17 protein-coding genes are annotated in these 15,855 nt (G+C 69.9%); 8 read left to right on the plus strand and 9 right to left on the minus strand.

The features are described 5' to 3' along the window. Positions 1 to 868 (plus strand): alpha/beta fold hydrolase (locus L0P92_RS32330; RefSeq protein ID WP_234766614.1); only part of this gene is annotated, 868 nt, incomplete at its 5' end. Here the strand turns inward: L0P92_RS32330 and L0P92_RS32335 are convergent. Further along, positions 865 to 1,758, minus strand: coding sequence for an NYN domain-containing protein (locus tag L0P92_RS32335; protein ID WP_234766615.1), 894 nt, complete (start codon positions 1,756 to 1,758; stop codon positions 865 to 867). The two genes, L0P92_RS32330 and L0P92_RS32335, sit on opposite strands and share 4 nt — an antisense overlap. Positions 1,759 to 1,965: 207 nt before the next feature. Between L0P92_RS32335 and L0P92_RS32340 the strand changes: the two genes are divergently transcribed. Then, positions 1,966 to 2,118, plus strand: coding sequence for a DUF8834 family protein (locus tag L0P92_RS32340; RefSeq protein ID WP_093747204.1), 153 nt, complete (start codon positions 1,966 to 1,968; stop codon positions 2,116 to 2,118). A gap of 95 nt (positions 2,119 to 2,213) precedes the next feature. Here L0P92_RS32340 and L0P92_RS32345 read toward each other — a convergent pair whose 3' ends face one another. The 3 genes from L0P92_RS32345 to L0P92_RS32355 form a co-directional block, all read right to left on the minus strand. Then, a complete protein-coding gene (locus L0P92_RS32345) occupies positions 2,214 to 2,819 on the minus strand; it encodes a MarC family protein (RefSeq protein WP_234766616.1) in 606 nt (201 codons plus the stop codon). A gap of 118 nt (positions 2,820 to 2,937) precedes the next feature. Continuing rightward, positions 2,938 to 3,795 carry a PHP domain-containing protein gene (locus L0P92_RS32350; RefSeq protein WP_234766617.1) on the minus strand — a complete coding sequence of 286 codons (858 nt, stop codon included), beginning with the start codon at positions 3,793 to 3,795 and terminating at the stop codon, positions 2,938 to 2,940. A gap of 214 nt (positions 3,796 to 4,009) precedes the next feature. Beyond that, complete coding sequence (locus L0P92_RS32355) at positions 4,010 to 4,651, minus strand: DUF6758 family protein (protein WP_234766618.1); 642 nt, start codon at positions 4,649 to 4,651, stop codon at positions 4,010 to 4,012. 166 nt (positions 4,652 to 4,817) lie between these two features. Between L0P92_RS32355 and L0P92_RS32360 the strand changes: the two genes are divergently transcribed. Next, positions 4,818 to 6,044, plus strand: a complete 1,227-nt coding sequence (locus L0P92_RS32360) for an MFS transporter (RefSeq protein WP_234766619.1) — start codon at positions 4,818 to 4,820, stop codon at positions 6,042 to 6,044. A gap of 41 nt (positions 6,045 to 6,085) precedes the next feature. Here the strand turns inward: L0P92_RS32360 and L0P92_RS32365 are convergent, their stop codons facing one another. Next, positions 6,086 to 6,670, minus strand: coding sequence for a suppressor of fused domain protein (locus L0P92_RS32365; protein ID WP_234766620.1), 585 nt, complete (start codon positions 6,668 to 6,670; stop codon positions 6,086 to 6,088). 505 nt (positions 6,671 to 7,175) lie between these two features. On the opposite strand from L0P92_RS32365, the gene L0P92_RS32370 reads away from it, so the two are divergent. Continuing rightward, positions 7,176 to 8,291, plus strand: a complete 1,116-nt coding sequence (locus L0P92_RS32370) for a magnesium and cobalt transport protein CorA (protein ID WP_234766621.1) — start codon at positions 7,176 to 7,178, stop codon at positions 8,289 to 8,291. Positions 8,292 to 8,314: 23 nt separating this feature from the next. Further along, positions 8,315 to 8,821, plus strand: a complete 507-nt coding sequence (locus L0P92_RS32375; RefSeq protein WP_234766622.1) for a hypothetical protein — start codon at positions 8,315 to 8,317, stop codon at positions 8,819 to 8,821. Positions 8,822 to 8,909: 88 nt separating this feature from the next. Here the strand turns inward: L0P92_RS32375 and L0P92_RS32380 are convergent, their stop codons facing one another. Beyond that, entirely contained in the window at positions 8,910 to 9,656 is a 747-nt protein-coding gene (locus tag L0P92_RS32380; protein ID WP_234766623.1) for a hypothetical protein, read from the minus strand. A gap of 195 nt (positions 9,657 to 9,851) precedes the next feature. Here L0P92_RS32380 and L0P92_RS32385 point away from each other — a divergent pair, with 195 nt between their 5' ends. Genes L0P92_RS32385 through L0P92_RS32395 form a run of 3 tightly spaced genes read left to right on the plus strand, consistent with a single transcriptional unit; the run spans position 9,852 to position 12,910 of the window. Continuing rightward, positions 9,852 to 11,147, plus strand: coding sequence for a magnesium transporter MgtE N-terminal domain-containing protein (locus L0P92_RS32385; RefSeq protein WP_234766624.1), 1,296 nt, complete (start codon positions 9,852 to 9,854; stop codon positions 11,145 to 11,147). Next, positions 11,137 to 11,733 carry a DUF1003 domain-containing protein gene (locus L0P92_RS32390; RefSeq protein ID WP_234766625.1) on the plus strand — a complete coding sequence of 199 codons (597 nt, stop codon included), beginning with the start codon at positions 11,137 to 11,139 and terminating at the stop codon, positions 11,731 to 11,733. The genes L0P92_RS32385 and L0P92_RS32390 overlap by 11 nt, the downstream gene beginning before the upstream one ends. A gap of 43 nt (positions 11,734 to 11,776) precedes the next feature. After that, positions 11,777 to 12,910: an Mrp/NBP35 family ATP-binding protein gene (locus L0P92_RS32395; protein ID WP_234766626.1), complete on the plus strand. Its 1,134-nt coding sequence runs from the start codon at positions 11,777 to 11,779 to the stop codon at positions 12,908 to 12,910. Positions 12,911 to 13,065: 155 nt separating this feature from the next. Here L0P92_RS32395 and L0P92_RS32400 read toward each other — a convergent pair whose 3' ends face one another. The 3 genes from L0P92_RS32400 to L0P92_RS32410 all read right to left on the minus strand — a co-directional run. After that, complete coding sequence (locus tag L0P92_RS32400) at positions 13,066 to 13,734, minus strand: hypothetical protein (RefSeq protein WP_234766627.1); 669 nt, start codon at positions 13,732 to 13,734, stop codon at positions 13,066 to 13,068. A gap of 228 nt (positions 13,735 to 13,962) precedes the next feature. Further along, complete coding sequence (locus tag L0P92_RS32405) at positions 13,963 to 14,412, minus strand: sec-independent translocase (RefSeq protein ID WP_234766628.1); 450 nt, start codon at positions 14,410 to 14,412, stop codon at positions 13,963 to 13,965. Between the two features lie 218 nt (positions 14,413 to 14,630). Beyond that, positions 14,631 to 15,855, minus strand: a 1,225-nt coding sequence (locus tag L0P92_RS32410) for a S1C family serine protease (RefSeq protein ID WP_234766629.1), incomplete at its 5' end; no start/stop codon positions are given.

Here is a 15,855-nt window from a genome sequence, read left to right on the forward strand (position 1 = left end):
CCCGAACGCCCGCGCCTACCCCCTGTCCACCTCCCGCGGCACGTTCGCCGTCGTCGACTCCCCGGTCGCCCCCGGTGTCGAACCCCGAGGTGTTGCCCTGCTGCTCCCCGGGTTCACCGGCAGCAAGGAGGACTTCACGCTGATGCACGAGCCGCTCGCGGCGCGCGGCTACCGTACGGTCGCCGTGGACGGGCGGGGACAGCACGAGTCGGACGGGCCGGAGCACGACGAATCGGCGTACGCGCAGGGCGAGTTGGCCAGGGACGTGCTCGCTCAGGCGGCGGCCCTCGGCGACCTCGGTGCCCCGCTCCATCTCTTCGGTCACTCCCTCGGCGGCCAGATCTCACGGGCCGCCGTCCTTCTCGACCACACGCCGTTCCGCTCGCTGACCCTGATGGCGTCGGGCCCCGCGCAGATCTCCGACTCCCAGCAGCAGCGCGTGAAGCTGCTGCGGGACGCGCTCGGGGTGATGACCATGGCCGAGACATGGGAGGCGATCCTCGCGATGGGCCCGCCCGAGGAGGTCGGCGGTCCGGCGCGCGGCATCGGCGGTCAGGATCTGCTGCGCCGCCGCTGGCTCGGCACGAAGCCCGCGCAACTCCTCGCCACGGGGCGTCAGTTGTGCACGGAGCCGGACCGCGTCGACGAACTCGCGACCGTGCCGCTCCCGTTCCACGTCCTGTCCGGTGCCAGCGACGACACCTGGCCGGTCCCGGTCCTCGACGACATGGCCGCCCGGCTGCACGCCCGCCGCACCGTCATCCCCGGCGCCGAGCACTCCCCCAACGCCGACCAGCCCCTGCGCACCGCCCAGGCCGTCGCCGACTTCTGGGACACCCTGGACGAGGCCCGCCCGACAGGCGCCTAGTACTGCGCCTGAAGGTGCTCCCAGAACCCGTCCCGCAGCGCCCGCCGCAGATCCGACTGGCCGCGCAGCGAGTACTGGAGCAGACCCTCCGCCTCCACCAGCAGGTCCTGGTCGACGGAGCCGGGCAGATACGGGTGTCCGGGCAGCAGTTCCACGAGCGACTCGCGGCCGCGTGCCGCGAGCCACTTCGCCGCGATCTGCGCGCCGACGAACCGGACGTCCTCCCGCGTCGGCCGGGACCCGGCGGCCTCGTACGCGGGGGCCGTGCGCCGGGCGACGTACGGCTTGAAGAAGTCGAGGTCGAGGGTGCGCTGGCTGTCGACCTCCCAGAGCAGCGGCTCGGCCTGGTTACGCCCTTCCGGTGCCTCGATGCCCCACAGGTGCACCCGCGCCCCGTACCCCTGCGCCGCCTCGACCGCCGACACCAGGTCCTCGTCGCCGCCGAGCAGGGCCGCGTCACTGATGGCCCGGTGTCTGGCCAGCGACTCCAAGTCGGTCCTGATCAGTGAGTCGACGCCCTTCTGCTGGTTGTTGGCATTGAGGTTGCCAAGGCGGACCTTCACATCGGGGAGCTCGGCGATGGACTGCTGTTCCGCGGTGTGGATACGGCGTCGCGCGCCGTCGTACCAGTAGACGCGCAGCAGCCTGCTGTCCGCGAAGATCGTGCGCGCCCGGTCGATGAGCGCCTCGATCAGCCCTTCGGCGTCCACGTCGAAGGCCCGGCGGTCCTCCGTCCCGGCGACCAGCCGTCCCGCGGCCGCGTAGAGATAGCCCGCGTCGACGAAGATCGCATGGGTCGAGGGCGTCTTCGCCACCTCGGCGAGCATGCGCTGCAGCAGCTCGTTGGTGTGGTCGATGCGGGCGGCGAGCGCCGCGAGGTCGTCGTTCATCGCTTCCATTGTCCCGGCGGTCACGCTGCGAACACAACCGGTCCCGGTCAGTCCCCTCTTGATCACTCGGCGACCGCTTACCGGTCAGTAGTTAGTCGTTCGAAAAATTTCTTTAGCGTAGGGAATGTTTGTAACACGCAGCCCGTTGCATACGTACGTAACCCCAGTAGTTCTCCTCAGGAGGATGACCAGACGAAGGGAGAAGCCATGCGCTTCGAAATCATGCGACTCGACGAGTTCGACGGAACCCCCGTGGACAGCACCGTCGTGGACGCCGCCTCCGTCAACCGGATCGTTCAGCAGGCCGCCGCGACGGGGCAGCGGCTGTGGATCCGACCGGCCGAGACCACGGCCTCATAACAGACGCGGATCACCGCAGAAGCTTCGAAGCCCCCGTACGACACAGGCCGTACGGGGGCTTCGCGCATACGCCGGGCTTCACGCACCCGTCGGTCTCAGGCGCCCTGGATCACCTGGGTGACGCCGTTGATGATCTGCTGCACCGCGATGGCCGACAGCATCATGCCCGCGAGCCGTGTCACCAGGACTACGCCGCCGTCCTTGATGACCCGGATGATCAGCAGCGAGTACCGCATCACCAGCCACAGCACCACATGGATGGCGAGGATCGCCGTCCACACCGACACCTGCGTGGCGACGCTGCCGGCCTTCTGCACGGCCAGGATGACCGACACGATCGCGCCCGGCCCGGCCAGCAGCGGCATGCCCAGTGGTACGAGGGCGACGTTGACGTCCTTGGTCTGCTTCGGCTCGTCCGTCTTGCCGGTGAGCAGGTCGAGCGCGATCAGCAGGAGCAGCAGCCCGCCCGCGATCATCAGCGCGGGCACGGAGACATGCAGGTAGTTCAGGATCTGGTGCCCCAGAAGCCCGAACACCGTGATCACCCCACCCGCCACACAGACGGCCTGAAAGGCCATCCGCCTCTGCACCTTGGCCGGCCGCCCGGCGGTGAGCGCGAGAAAGATCGGGGTGATCCCAGGGGGATCCATGATGACGAAGAGGGTCAGAAAGAGAGAGCCGAACACGGCGAGGTCGAACATGGGTGAGAGAGCCTTGTTGCAGAGGGCTACCGCTGTGGGCAGTCGTTCCGCAGGGCGGAACGGGTGGCCACAGCCTGCAGCGCCGGGTGAGAAGAAACGGACCTGGGGGTGAGAGACCTCAGACCCCGCCGGTCCCCGGGACGGGAAACGCTCCGGTGGCCCGCCGCGTGATCTCGCCGTAGACCTCGGGATCCGTCGTGTACTCGCCGAGCACGCACGTCTTGCGGCTGCCGTGGTAGTCGCTGGACCCGGTCGTCAGCAGCCCGAGCTCCTTCGCGAGCCCGCGCAGCCGTGCCCGTGTGTCGGGATCGTGGTCCATGTGGTCGACCTCGATGCCGTCGAGCCCGGCCGCGGCCATCTCGGCGATCACGGCCTCCGACACCGTACGACCGCGCTTGCTCGCGGCGGGATGCGCGAACACGGTCACCCCACCCGCGGCCTTGACCAGCCGGATCGCCTCGAACGGGTCGGTCTCGTGCTTCTCCACGAAGGCCCGCCCGCCGTCGGCCAGCCAGTCCTCGGTGAAGGCGTCGCCCACGGTCGGTACGACACCGAGCTCGACCAGCGCGGTGGCGACATGCGGCCGCCCGACGGAACCCTCACCGGCGATCCGCAGCACCTGCTCCCAGGTGACGGGCACGCCCAGCTCGTTCAGCTTGGCCACCATGCCCCGCGCCCGCGGCACCCGGTCGTCCCGCACCAGCTCCCGCTCGGCCAGCAGCGCGGGCTCCTCCGGGTCGAACAGATAGGCCAACATGTGCATGCTGATCCCGTCGACCCGACAGGACAGCTCCGCACCGGTGACAAGAGTGAGACCCTCCGGCAGCGCGCCAATGGCCTCCGCATACCCACGGGTGGTGTCGTGATCGGTCAACGCCACGACATCCAGCCCGGCAGCGGCAGCGTTACGCACCAACTGAGCCGGCGCATCCGTCCCGTCGGAAGCGGTGGAGTGGGTGTGCAGATCGATACGCACGACACGAACTCCAGACGACGGTGCAGACGGGGACGCTCAAGGATAACCGCATTTTCAACGACCCCATGTCACACCCGCACGGCGCAAGAGACCCCTACACACATCCACCTAAGGGGCGCGGGGCCGTATCGATATGCGGCTCCGCCGCGTGGACGCGACCAGCCACAGGCGCCCCGCAGCCGCCACACAAGAGCCACCCTCTCCCCCGTGGGCGCTACGGCCCAAGCAAGCGCGGCGACAACGCTCCGCAGGGCACCAACTCCACCTCGGCCCCCGCATCCCGCAGATCCGTCAGCACCAGCTCGTCGTACATCAGCAGCCCCGACTGCTCGGGCCACATGACCGCCCACAGCCACATCCCGAGCGCCTCCCCCGCGAACACGGCACGGTCGTCGGGCGTACCCGAGACATGCCACAGCGGCGTAGGACGCCCGGCGGCGAGGACCTTGGCCTGGGGTGGCTTCTCGACGTTCATGTACGACCCCGGATCCGGGCCGTCGATACCGGCGTACCGTGCACCGAGCCCGACGCCGAGTTCCTCGGCGACCAGGATCATCTCGCCCATGCCGCCGAGGGGGCCGGGTCCGGAGCAGGCCACGGCCGTCGCACGGCCTCCGCTGCGGTCGTCACCGGCGCTGGCGACACCCGTGAACAGCCAGCCGATCGGCAGCGGCCACGGCATCCACACGGGCACCTGGGTGCGGTGCACGACCACACCGAGGGCCTCGACACTGGGCGGGATCACGGGCTGCACCGGATGCACGGTGCCGTGCACGTCGCACTGCCAGGTGTCGGCGAAGAGTCCGGGAGCCCTGACCCGGCCACCACACTTCGGGCAACTGGGTTCGCCCCTCATAGGCCCCCACGGTCCTACCCCTTCTGCGCCACGTCAAGGACGATCACCCGTCCGGACGGAACCGATTCACCGGTCGAATATAGATGTAGCTTGCATTAATTAGACTAGCTAACATACCGTGTGTAGCGACCAGCTATATCGGACCGGATGGATCAGGAGAAACGGTATGGACACCTTCGACGCGGGAGCGGGCGGCATCCTGCGGCAACCGAAGGCCGTGTGGGCGACGGCCGGCGCGTCCGTCGTCGCCTTCATGGGCATCGGACTCGTCGACCCGATCCTGCCGTCCATCGCGAGCGGCCTGGACGCCACGACCGGCCAGGTCTCCCTGCTCTTCACCTCGTACTTCCTCATCACCGCCGTGGCGATGCTGGTCACCGGCTTCGTCTCCAGCCGGATCGGCGGCCGCAAGACCCTGCTGCTCGGACTCGCCTTCGTGGTCGTCTTCGCCGGACTCGCGGGCACCTCCGGTTCGGTGGGCGAACTGGTCGGCTTCCGGGCGGGCTGGGGTCTCGGCAACGCCCTCTTCGTCTCCACCGCCCTCGCCGTCATCGTCGGCGCGGCGGCCGGCGGCAGCGCGGCGGCGATCCTGCTGTACGAGTCCGCCCTCGGCCTCGGCATGGCGTGCGGCCCGCTGCTCGGCGCGCTGCTCGGGGACGCCAGCTGGCGCTACCCGTTCTTCGGCACGGCCTTCCTGATGGCCGTCGGCTTCCTGTGCATCGCGGCGTTCCTGAAGGAGCAGCCGAAGCCGGCCCGCCGGACCTCTCTCCTCGACCCGATCAAGGCGCTCGGCCACGGCGGCCTGGCGTCCACGGCAGTCTCGGCGTTCTTCTACAACTACACGTTCTTCACCGTGCTGGCCTTCACCCCGTTCGTGCTGGACATGAGCCCGTACCGGTCGGGCGCGGTGTTCTTCGCCTGGGGTGTGCTGCTCGCCGTGTTCTCGGTGATCGTGGCCCCGCGCATGCAGCGGCGGTTCGGTTCGCTGAAGGTGCTCGGCGGGTCGCTGGTGCTGCTCGCGGCGGACGTGCTGGTCCTCGGTTACGGCGACCACACCACCGCCGTCGTCTGCACGATCCTGTCCGGCGCGTTCATCGGCGTGAACAACACGGTCTACACGGAACTGGCGCTCGGTGTGTCGGACGCGCCGCGCCCCGTGGCGAGCGCGGGCTACAACTTCGTGCGCTGGTTCGCGGCGGCGGCCGCGCCCTTCTTCGCACCGCGGATCGAGGAGTGGACCGGCAGCATCCGGGTCCCGTTCGTGGTGGCGGCCGTCACGGCCGTACTCGGCTCGCTCGTGGTCGTCGTACGGCGGAGGTCACTGGCGCACGAGGCCGAGGAGGCGGCGCCGGCGCACGCCGCCGAGGACGGCGTCACCGTGTTCGCCAACTGACGCTTTTCAGCCACCGGTTGGTGAGGTTGCTCACGCGGCGGTCAGTCCAGCGGGACGGACTTACGGGCGGGGTCCCTCAGGTCCGTCCCGTTCGTCAGCCAGCGCTCCTGGAGCGCCTGGGCGCCGTGCACCCGCTTCCAGGCGGCCTCGTTCGGGGTCATGGGCAGCAGCGGCAGGAAGTGCACCGGGTCGGCCGGCGCGTCCAGCTCCAGGTCCTCGACCAGGCCGCCCGGCTCGGCGACCAGGACGGAGGTGAACGGGGCGCCCGGCCACAGCGGTTCACCGACGTCCAGGGAGGCGCCGGGGGCGATGATCACACCCTCCACCTGCGGGGACGCGGCGAGCACGGCGAGCGGGCGGAGCGCCTTGTCGGTGTCGGCGATCCCGGCGCGGACCGAGAGGAGGAGCTCGGCGCGGGGGCCCTTGACCGGGTCGGCGACCATCGCGGTGGGGTCGCTCATGGGCTGCGCGGACATGCCGAGCGTGACGTAGCGGACGAGGTCGCCCTCCTGGAAACGGAGCACCTCGATGCGGTCCGTACCGAGGAAGGTGACCGCCGCGCGCGCGTCCGGTTCGCCCAGCGCGGTACGCAACCGGGCCTCGACCAGAGGAAGAACATCAGCCATGCCGCGAGCATAGAACTCGTCAGTACCGGGCAAAGCAGCGCCTTGACACTTCAGTCGGCTGATACTCTTGCCCGGTGTTCGGGCAGCACGCAGAAGCGTCGCGATCGAGTCCCGACGCTGATGAAATCTCCCCTACGGGGAACCCCATACGGGGTATGGAACGTCCCTCACGAGGGACCGGCCGGAGGAGGTGGGGCTGTCATGGATCGAAGTCGACCGTGCAGTACCACTCGCTCTTCCCGCCGCTGATGTAGCTGATCCGGCTGTTCCGCTCCGGCTGACCGCCGTCCTTTCACGCTCGCGTCCTCCCACGGAAGAGCACTTCGTTTCGCTTTGCCTGATCGTCTGATCTGAATCAGCAACGAAGCCCACCACCGCAACGGTGCGGTGCTCCCCGCTTTGTGGACGTGCCAAACATCCTGAGGTCAGGACGTCCCCATTCCGGGCAGTTCCAGCCGTACAGCGGTTCTTCACGCTTCGTTGCCCGTTGCGAAGGAGCCTGCTCATGTCGATGATCCGCGACCTGCGTGCCGTGGTCCGCCCCTCCCGCATCTCGCTGCGCAAGGACAGTGGCCCGTACGACACCACCCGCGACCCCGCGACCCCCTCCGCCGTCGTCGACTGCGCCGTCTACCGCGACGGCCGCCGCCTGGAGACCGACAAGCCGCTGACCCCGCACCAGGCGATGCGCCAGGTGCGCCGCGACGGAGGCTTCGTGTGGATCGGGCTGCACGAGCCGACCGAGGCCGAATTCGCCGGTATCGCCAGTGAGTTCGGGCTGCACCCGCTCGCCGTCGAGGACGCGGTGCAGGCACACCAGCGGCCCAAGCTGGAGCGCTACGACGACTCTCTCTTCACCGTCTTCAAGACCATCCACTACGTCGAGCACGACGAACTCACCGCCAACAGCGAGGTCGTCGAGACCGGCGAGGTCATGTGCTTCACCGGCCGGGACTTCTTCATCACCGTCCGGCACGGCGGCCAGGGCTCGCTGCGGGCGCTCAGGCACCGCCTCCAGGACGACCCCGAGCTGCTCGCCAAGGGTCCGTCGGCCGTGCTGCACGCCATCGCCGACCATGTCGTCGACGGGTACATCGCCGTCGCCGACGCGGTGCAGGACGACATCGACGAGGTGGAGACCGAGGTCTTCTCGCCGGGCCGGAAGGGGTCGCCGCGCGGCACGGACGCGGGCCGAATCTATCAACTCAAGCGCGAGGTGCTGGAGTTCAAGCGCGCCGTGTCGCCTCTCCTCCGCCCCATGCAGCTGCTCAGCGAGCGGCCGATGCGGCTGATCGACCCCGACATCCAGAAGTACTTCCGGGACGTCGCCGACCATGTCGCGCGCGTCCACGAGCAGGTCATCGGCTTCGACGAGCTCCTCAACTCGATCCTCCAGGCCAACCTCGCGCAGGCGTCCGTCGCGCAGAACGAGGACATGCGGAAGATCACGTCGTGGGCCGCGATCATCGCCGTACCGACGATGGTGTGCGGGGTGTACGGCATGAACTTCGACTACATGCCGGAGACGCACTGGAAGTACGGCTACCCGGTGATCATGAGCGTCACGGTGGCCATCTGCCTCGGGATCCACCGGACGCTGAAGCGGAACGGCTGGCTCTGAGCGCTTCTCGTTAGGGTGGGCCCATGACAAGCGAGCTGCTCGACCAGGCCCTCGTCGAGGAGGCCACGAAGAAGTCCGGCCTCATCTGGGTCAAGGGCCCCGGCGTCCCGGCCCGGGCGCTGTGGCACGCGTGGCACGAGGGTGCCGCGTGTGTCGTCGGTGACGGTCCGGGCGAGCAGCCGTTGCCGGGGCTGGCCGACGGCGGCTCCGCCGAGGTCACGGTACGCAGCAAGGACAAGGGGGGCCGGCTGGTCTCCTGGGGCGCGAAGGTCGTCGAGCTCGTGCCGGGCTCCGAGGAGTGGGAGGCGGCGGTCGGCGAGCTGAAGGGGAAGCGGCTCAACGCCCCCGACGGTGAGGCGATGCCGGGGCGGTGGGCGCATGAGTGCCGGGTGCTGCGCTTGGAGCCTACCGGGGTGGTGGGGGCGTTGCCGGACGGGTCGTTGGCGGAGGCGCCTGTGCCGTCGCCGGCGACTACGCGGCGGCCGATCCCGGCGGGGTTGCCGCGCTTGTTGTTCAAGCGGAAGCGCTGAGCGCTCCGCTGGGGGTGCCGCGAGGTCGTCGTTCGGCTGCGGCGCCGTCGTGGCTGGTCGCGCAGTTCCCCGCGCCCCTAGGGGGTGGTCACGAGGTCGGTAGTTGCTTGCCGTAGTCCACTGTGTCGTTCTTGGCCGGCTTCTCAAGGGTGAAGTCCTTGCCCCAGTCGGAGAAGGTCAGGGTTCCTCCGCCGCCGGCCCGGGTGAGGAGCAGGGGGTACGGGTTGCCCTCCAGGGAGACGTCCAGGGTGCCGCCGGAGCCCTTGTCGCCGGTGATGCGGATGGTGCGGGTGCCCGCCTGCTCGTGGTGGCCGTCCGTCGCGAGGGTGCCGTGCAGGGTCAGGAGGCCTTCCAGGAGGAGGTCCTTGTCGGTGAAGCCGCTGAACTTCTTGTACGTGGGGTCGCCCTGCGGCACCTTGACGTACTTGCCGTTCAGCTTGTCCACGGCCCCGGCGTCCGCCTTGCCGTCACCGCCCGCGTCGCTCCAGAAACCGGAGTCGGCCTTCAGATACAGCTGCTCATCGATGCGCAGCAGCTGGAACGTCGCCCCCTGCGCGCTGACCGACCCCGTCCCGCCGTCGGACTTCAGCTGCATGTCGAGCTTGTAGGTGCGCCCGCCGGCCACCACGTTCCCGGCGAGATGCACCGCGTCCGAGGAGTCGGCGGCCGTACGGGTCTTGCGCTGGATCTCGGCGGCCGGCAGCTTCCCGACCCCGTTGGTTCCCTCGTCCGGGTCCTCACTGCATCCCGTCAGTCCTGCTCCCGACACGACCAGCGCGCACACGGCGCTCGCCATCGCGGCCCGGCGAGTACGACCCTGGGGAATCGCAGTCACAGGTGGGGCTGCCTTTCTGTTGGGGGACCGGTCGGCGTACCGCAGCGTACCGGGGAGTCGGGGCGGCGGCGGAGCCAGTCCGTCCGGACCGCTCACCAGGGCGTATCGGATCCGGACGGGCTAGCCTGAAGCCCACCCGAGCGGGCAATTCGGTTAAGCGACACAGCACACCCCGCATGCAAAGGAGCCTCAGCCATGGCAGCCGGCGCTCCCCGGATCTTCGTCTCGCACCTCGCCGGTGTCGCCGCGTTCGACCCGAACGGCGACCAGGTGGGCCGCGTGCGCGATCTGGTCGTCATGCTGCGCGTCGGCCGGCGCCCGCCACGGCTGCTCGGCCTGGTCGTCGAGCTCTCCACCCGGCGCCGCATCTTCCTGCCCATGACCCGGGTGACGAGCATCGAGTCCGGCCAGGTCATCACCACCGGTGTGCTCAACGTCCGCCGTTTCGAACAGCGCCCCACCGAGCGCCTCGTCTTCGGCGAGCTCCTCGACCGCCGTGTCACCCTCGTCGAGACCGGCGAGGAGGTCACTGTCCTCGATCTGTCGGTCGGGCAGCTCCCGGCGCGCCGGGACTGGGAGATCGACAAGGTGTTCGTACGCAAGGGCGGGCGCGGCGGCGCCTTCCGGCGGGCCAGGGGCGAGTCGCTGACCGTGGAGTGGTCGGCCGTCACCGGGTTCTCCCTGGAGGAGAAGGGGCAGGGCGCCGAGAGCCTGCTCGCCACCTTCGAGCAGTTGCGCCCGGCCGACCTCGCCAACGTCCTGCACCACCTCTCCCCCAAGCGCCGGGCCGAGGTCGCCGCCGCCCTCGACGACGCCCGCCTCGCGGACGTACTCGAAGAACTCCCGGAGGACGACCAGATCGAGATCCTCGGCAAGCTGAAGGAGGAACGGGCCGCCGACGTCCTGGAGGCCATGGACCCGGACGACGCGGCCGACCTGCTCGGGGAGCTCCCGGAGGACGACAAGGAGCGACTGCTGAGCCTGATGCAGCCCGCCGACGCGGCCGACATGCGCCGTCTGATGGCGTACGAGGAGCACACGGCCGGCGGTCTGATGACGACCGAGCCGATCATCCTGCGCCCCGACGCCACCGTCGCCGACGCCCTCGCCCGCGTCCGCAACCCCGACCTGTCCCCCGCCCTCGCCGCCCAGGTCTACGTCTGCCGCCCGCCCGACGAGACGCCCACCGGCAAGTACCTCGGCACGGTCCACTTCCAGCGCCTGCTGCGCGACCCGCCGTACACCCTGGTCAGCTCGCTGGTCGACGAGGCGCTGGAGACCCTGGCGCCGGACGCCGCGCTGCCGGTCGTCGCCGGGTTCTTCGCGGCGTACGACATGGTCGCGGCGCCCGTCGTCGACGAGTCCGGGTCGCTGCTGGGCGTGGTGACCGTGGACGACGTGCTGGACCACATGCTGCCCGAGGACTGGCGGGAGACGGAGTACCACCTGGACGAGGACCCGGGCGAGGGGGTGGTGGCCCATGGCTCCTGAGCGGGAGGGCACGCGCGAGCGCGTGGCGTCGGGCGCCACCGCGGCCACCCGGGCGCCCCGCACGCGCCTCGACCAACCCCGGCCGCCGCGCCGCCGCATCCTGCCCGAGTGGGACCCGGAGGCCTTCGGGCGGCTGTCGGAGCGGATCGCCCGCTTCATCGGCACCGGGCGGTTCCTGGTCTGGATGACGGTCGTGATCATCGTCTGGGTGCTGTGGAACATCGCCGCTCCGAGCAGCCTGAAGTTCGACGAGTACCCGTTCATCTTCCTGACCCTGGCCCTGTCCCTTCAGGCCTCCTACGCCGCCCCGCTGATCCTGCTCGCGCAGAACCGGCAGGACGACCGCGACCGGGTCAACCTCGAACAGGACCGCAAGCAGAACGAGCGGTCGATCGCCGACACCGAGTATCTGACCCGGGAGATCGCCGCGCTGCGCATCGGCCTGGGCGAGGTGGCCACCCGCGACTGGATGCGCTCGGAGCTGCAGGACCTGATGAAAGAGCTGGAGGAGCGGCCCGACGGTCACCGCGAGCCCGGGGTATTCCCGGCAGATCGGTCGGCGGGACGTGACGTAGACGACCGCTGACGGGCTTACCGGGGCATGGCTACCGCGCCGTACCATCGTCCTTATGGCTACGGAAGACGCGGTGCGCGAAGCACTGGCGACGGTGAACGACCCCGAGATCAACCGCCCCATCACCGAGCTGGGGATGGTCAAGTCGGTGGAGATCGGTGCGGACGGTGCGGTCGCGGTCACCGTGTACCTGACGGTCTCCGGCTGCCCGATGCGCGAGACGATCACGCAGCGCGTGACAGACGCGGTCTCTGCGGTCGAGGGTGTCACCCGGGTCGACGTCACGCTCGACGTGATGAGCGACGAACAGCGCAAGGAGCTGGCGAACGCCCTGCGCGGCGGGGGCGCCGAGCGCGAGGTCCCCTTCGCCAAGCCCGGCTCGCTGACCCGCGTGTACGCGGTCGCCTCCGGCAAGGGCGGCGTCGGCAAGTCCTCCGTCACGGTCAACCTGGCCGCCGCGATGGCCGCCGACGGCCTCAAGGTGGGCGTCGTCGACGCCGACATCTACGGCCACAGCGTGCCGCGCATGCTGGGCGCCGACGGGCGGCCGACCCAGGTCGAGAACATGATCATGCCGCCGTCCGCGAACGGCGTGAAGGTGATCTCCATCGGCATGTTCACGCCGGGCAACGCCCCGGTCGTGTGGCGCGGCCCGATGCTCCACCGCGCCCTCCAGCAGTTCCTGGCGGACGTCTACTGGGGCGACCTGGACGTCCTCCTCCTGGACCTTCCGCCGGGCACCGGTGACATCGCGATCTCCGTCGCCCAGCTGGTCCCGAACGCCGAGATCCTGGTCGTGACGACCCCGCAGCAGGCGGCGGCCGAGGTCGCCGAGCGCGCGGGCTCCATCGCGGTGCAGACCCACCAGAAGATCGTCGGCGTGGTCGAGAACATGTCCGGCCTGCCCTGCCCGCACTGCGACGAGATGGTCGACGTCTTCGGCACGGGCGGCGGCCAGGTGGTCGCCGACGGCCTCACCCGCACGACCGGCGCCACCGTCCCGGTCCTCGGCAACATCCCCATCGACGTCCGCCTCCGCGAGGGCGGCGACGAGGGCAAGCCGGTCGTCCTGACGGACCCGGACTCCCCGGCGGGCTCGGCCCTGCGCGCCATCGCAGGCAAGCTGGGCGGCCGCCAGCGGGGCCTGTCGGGCCTGTCCCTGGGTATCACGCCCCGCAACAAGTTTTAAGAGGCCTCGCAGGAGCGCCCCTTCAGGGGCGCGGGGCTGTGTCGATATGCGGCTCCCCGCCGCGTGGGCGCGAGCAACCCCTCACGGCCCGCACCCGCGAGACGACACAAGTCCCTACGGCGAGGGGGCGCCGCACAACCCACGGCGCCCCTTAGTCATGCGTACGCGGAAATATCCTTGATCATGGCGAAGCCCAACCCGTACGCGCTCATACCGCGCCCGTACGCCCCCACATGCACCCCCTCCTGAGTCGAGCCGGCCAGCACCCACCCGAACTCGGACTCCCGGTAGTGGAACGGCGTCGGCACCCCGTCCACCGGCAGGGACAGCGTCGACCAGTCGGACCCGTCCAGATCGTCGGCCAGCGCCCACGCCGTCTCCGTCTGCTGCTCCAGCCAGTCGTCCCGCAGCGTGTGGTCCATCTGCCCCGGCCAGGTGAAGGACAGCAGTCCCACCCCGGCCAGCCACGCCGCCGAGGACACCGACGTGGCCTCCAGCAGCCCCGTACCGTCGGCGCTCCTCCGGGACGGATGCGCCGCGACGGTCACCACCACCGCGAACTTCTCCCGGTCCTCCGTCGCCTCGTTGCGTACGGAGGGCTCGTCACCGTGCCCGGTCGAACCGTGTTCGACGGTCCCGTCGGCCGCCATGCCGACCTGCATCAGCCAGCGCGGCCCCGTGAAGGCCTCGTCGAGGCCGTACCACGGGAAGGGCGCCAGCAGGTAGCCGTCGACAGTGCGCCGGGCGGAGGCGAGCTGCTGTCCGCTCTCCACGGCCGGTTCCTGCGCGACTGCCCGACTCGTCGTCTGACTCGTCGTCTCCATGTGCCCGGACGCCTCCTCGTTCTCGCCGGACCAGCCCGGCCCGCCCCCCTTCGGGCGTACTCGTCCGGTCCGCACAACAACTCGGCAGCATAGCCACACCGCTCCGAGGGGCAGGGAAACCGCCCGGCGCGCGGGGCGCGCGGAGGGCGGGTTCAGGCCGTGTGCGACCCGGGCGGAGTATGAGAAGCGTCACGTACGAGCGGTGTCCCGCCCGCGTGTTCGTACGGCTCAGGTGGCGTCCGCGTCGTACGGCGGGCGCTCGTCGCGGGGCTTCTCGGGCTTCTTCGTCATGTCGACGGTGCCGCCGGAGGAACCCGAGGAGGACGACGACGAGGAGGAGGACGAGGATTCCGTGTCGCGGCCGTGCACGGCGTCGGCGACCTCGACCATCTCCTTCTTCAGGTCGAAGCCGTTGCGGATCTCCTTGATCCCCAGGTCGTCGTTGTCCAGCTGCTTGCGGATGAACGTCTTGGGGTTGAGGTCCTCGAACTCGAAGTCCTTGAACTCCGGTCCGAGCTCCGACCGGATGTCCTGCTTGGCGCTCTCCGAGAACTCGCGGATCTTGCGAATCGTCCGCGTGACGTCCTGAATCATCTTCGGGAGCTTGTCCGGACCGAAGACGAGCACGGCGAGGACGACGAGCGTCACCAGCTCGAGAGGTCCTATGTCATTGAACACCTGAAGCTCCTTGCGATGTCCTCGGTCCTCGGCCCTCAGTGGTCGAATGCGGGTCTTCCGTGGTCCGGGCCGGCTCCACGGTACCCGGCGATCCGCTACGACCGGTACTGTCCCGAGGCCTCCGAATGCGGGTAGGCGTGCGGTTTTCCGGGTTGTTTGCCTTGTCAGGGCATGAGTGGAGCGGTCGGGCGACGTTCGGTGTGAGGTTTCTGTGAGTCTCAGTCACCGCTCGACGAGCCCAGCGTCAGCGAGATCGTGATCTCCTTGCCGTCGCGTTCCAAGGTCAGTTCCAGCCGGTCGCCGGGGCGGTGGGCGCGGGTCTTGACGATGAGTTCCTCGCCGGAGTGGACGCGCTGGCCGTCGACCTCGGTGATGACGTCGCCCGGCTCGATGCCGGCCTTCTCGCCGGGGCCGCCGTCGGTGACCGCGGAGCCGCCGTCGCCGCCCTTGGTGCCGACGCGGGCTCCGTCGCCGGCGTAGTCCATGTCGAGGGTGACGCCGATGACCGGGTGGGTCGCCCTGCCGGTGTTGATCAGCTCCTCGGCGACCCGCTTGGCCTGGTTGACCGGGATGGCGAAGCCGAGGCCGATGGAGCCGGCCTGGCCGCCGTCGAGGTCGGCACCGCTGTCGGCGGAACGGATCGCGGAGTTGATGCCGACGACCCGGGCCCGGGCGTCGAGGAGAGGGCCACCGGAGTTGCCCGGGTTGATGGGCGCGTCGGTCTGCAGCGCGTCCACGTACGACACGTCGCTCGCGTCGCCGCTCTCGCCGCCGGCGGTGATGGGCCGCTCTTTGGCGCTGATGATGCCGGAGGTGACGGTGCCCGCCAGGTCGAACGGGGCGCCGATGGCGACGACCGGGTCGCCGACCTGGACGTTGTCGGAGTTGCCGAGCGGCAGGGGCTGCAGGCCGCTGACGCCGCTGACCTTGACGACGGCTAGGTCGTAGCCGCCGTCACGGCCGACGACGGTGGCCTTGGCGGTGTCGCCGCTGTGGAAGGTCACGGATATCTCGCCGTCGTCGCCCGCGGGTTCGACGACATGGTTGTTGGTGAGGATGTGACCGCGGTCGTCGAGCACGAACCCGGTTCCGGTGCCCTGCTCGTCGCTCCCGCTCACATGCAGGGTCACGACGCTGGGCAGCGCCCGCGCGGCGATCCCGGCGACACTGTCGGGCGCCCGCCCGGCGGGCTCGGCTCCGGTCTGGGGCAGCTCCACGTCCCCCACCCCGCCGTTGCGCTCCAGATACGCCCCCACGACCCCGCCGACGCCTCCGGAGACGAGCGCGAGCAGCACGGCACCGATGAGGAGCACCTTCATGCCCCGCTTGTGCCGCTGCTCCGCGGTTCTGACCGCGGCGCCGTTCTGCTGAAGAGGTGCGCCGGGACCGCCCTCGCGCGACCACGGGTCGTAGTTCTGCCAGGGGTCGGCGGGAGGCGGGGCT

Origin of the sequence: Streptomyces muensis, assembly GCF_021474425.1 — a bacterium.
GTDB classification, from domain to species: domain Bacteria; phylum Actinomycetota; class Actinomycetes; order Streptomycetales; family Streptomycetaceae; genus Streptomyces; species Streptomyces muensis.

Bases quoted from the DNA above. Each gene is read 5' to 3' on its own strand.
- L0P92_RS32335 (WP_234766615.1), bottom strand. From the start codon at position 1,758: ATGAACGACGACCTCGCGGCGCTCGCCGCCCGCATCGACCACACCAAC.
- L0P92_RS32340 (WP_093747204.1), top strand. From the start codon at position 1,966: ATGCGCTTCGAAATCATGCGACTCGACGAGTTCGACGGAACCCCCGTG.
- L0P92_RS32345 (WP_234766616.1), bottom strand. From the start codon at position 2,819: ATGTTCGACCTCGCCGTGTTCGGCTCTCTCTTTCTGACCCTCTTCGTC.
- L0P92_RS32355 (WP_234766618.1), bottom strand. From the start codon at position 4,651: ATGAGGGGCGAACCCAGTTGCCCGAAGTGTGGTGGCCGGGTCAGGGCT.
- L0P92_RS32360 (WP_234766619.1), top strand. From the start codon at position 4,818: ATGGACACCTTCGACGCGGGAGCGGGCGGCATCCTGCGGCAACCGAAG.
- L0P92_RS32365 (WP_234766620.1), bottom strand. From the start codon at position 6,670: ATGGCTGATGTTCTTCCTCTGGTCGAGGCCCGGTTGCGTACCGCGCTG.
- L0P92_RS32370 (WP_234766621.1), top strand. From the start codon at position 7,176: ATGTCGATGATCCGCGACCTGCGTGCCGTGGTCCGCCCCTCCCGCATC.
- L0P92_RS32375 (WP_234766622.1), top strand. From the start codon at position 8,315: ATGACAAGCGAGCTGCTCGACCAGGCCCTCGTCGAGGAGGCCACGAAG.
- L0P92_RS32385 (WP_234766624.1), top strand. From the start codon at position 9,852: ATGGCAGCCGGCGCTCCCCGGATCTTCGTCTCGCACCTCGCCGGTGTC.
- L0P92_RS32390 (WP_234766625.1), top strand. From the start codon at position 11,137: ATGGCTCCTGAGCGGGAGGGCACGCGCGAGCGCGTGGCGTCGGGCGCC.
- L0P92_RS32395 (WP_234766626.1), top strand. From the start codon at position 11,777: ATGGCTACGGAAGACGCGGTGCGCGAAGCACTGGCGACGGTGAACGAC.
- L0P92_RS32400 (WP_234766627.1), bottom strand. From the start codon at position 13,734: ATGGAGACGACGAGTCAGACGACGAGTCGGGCAGTCGCGCAGGAACCG.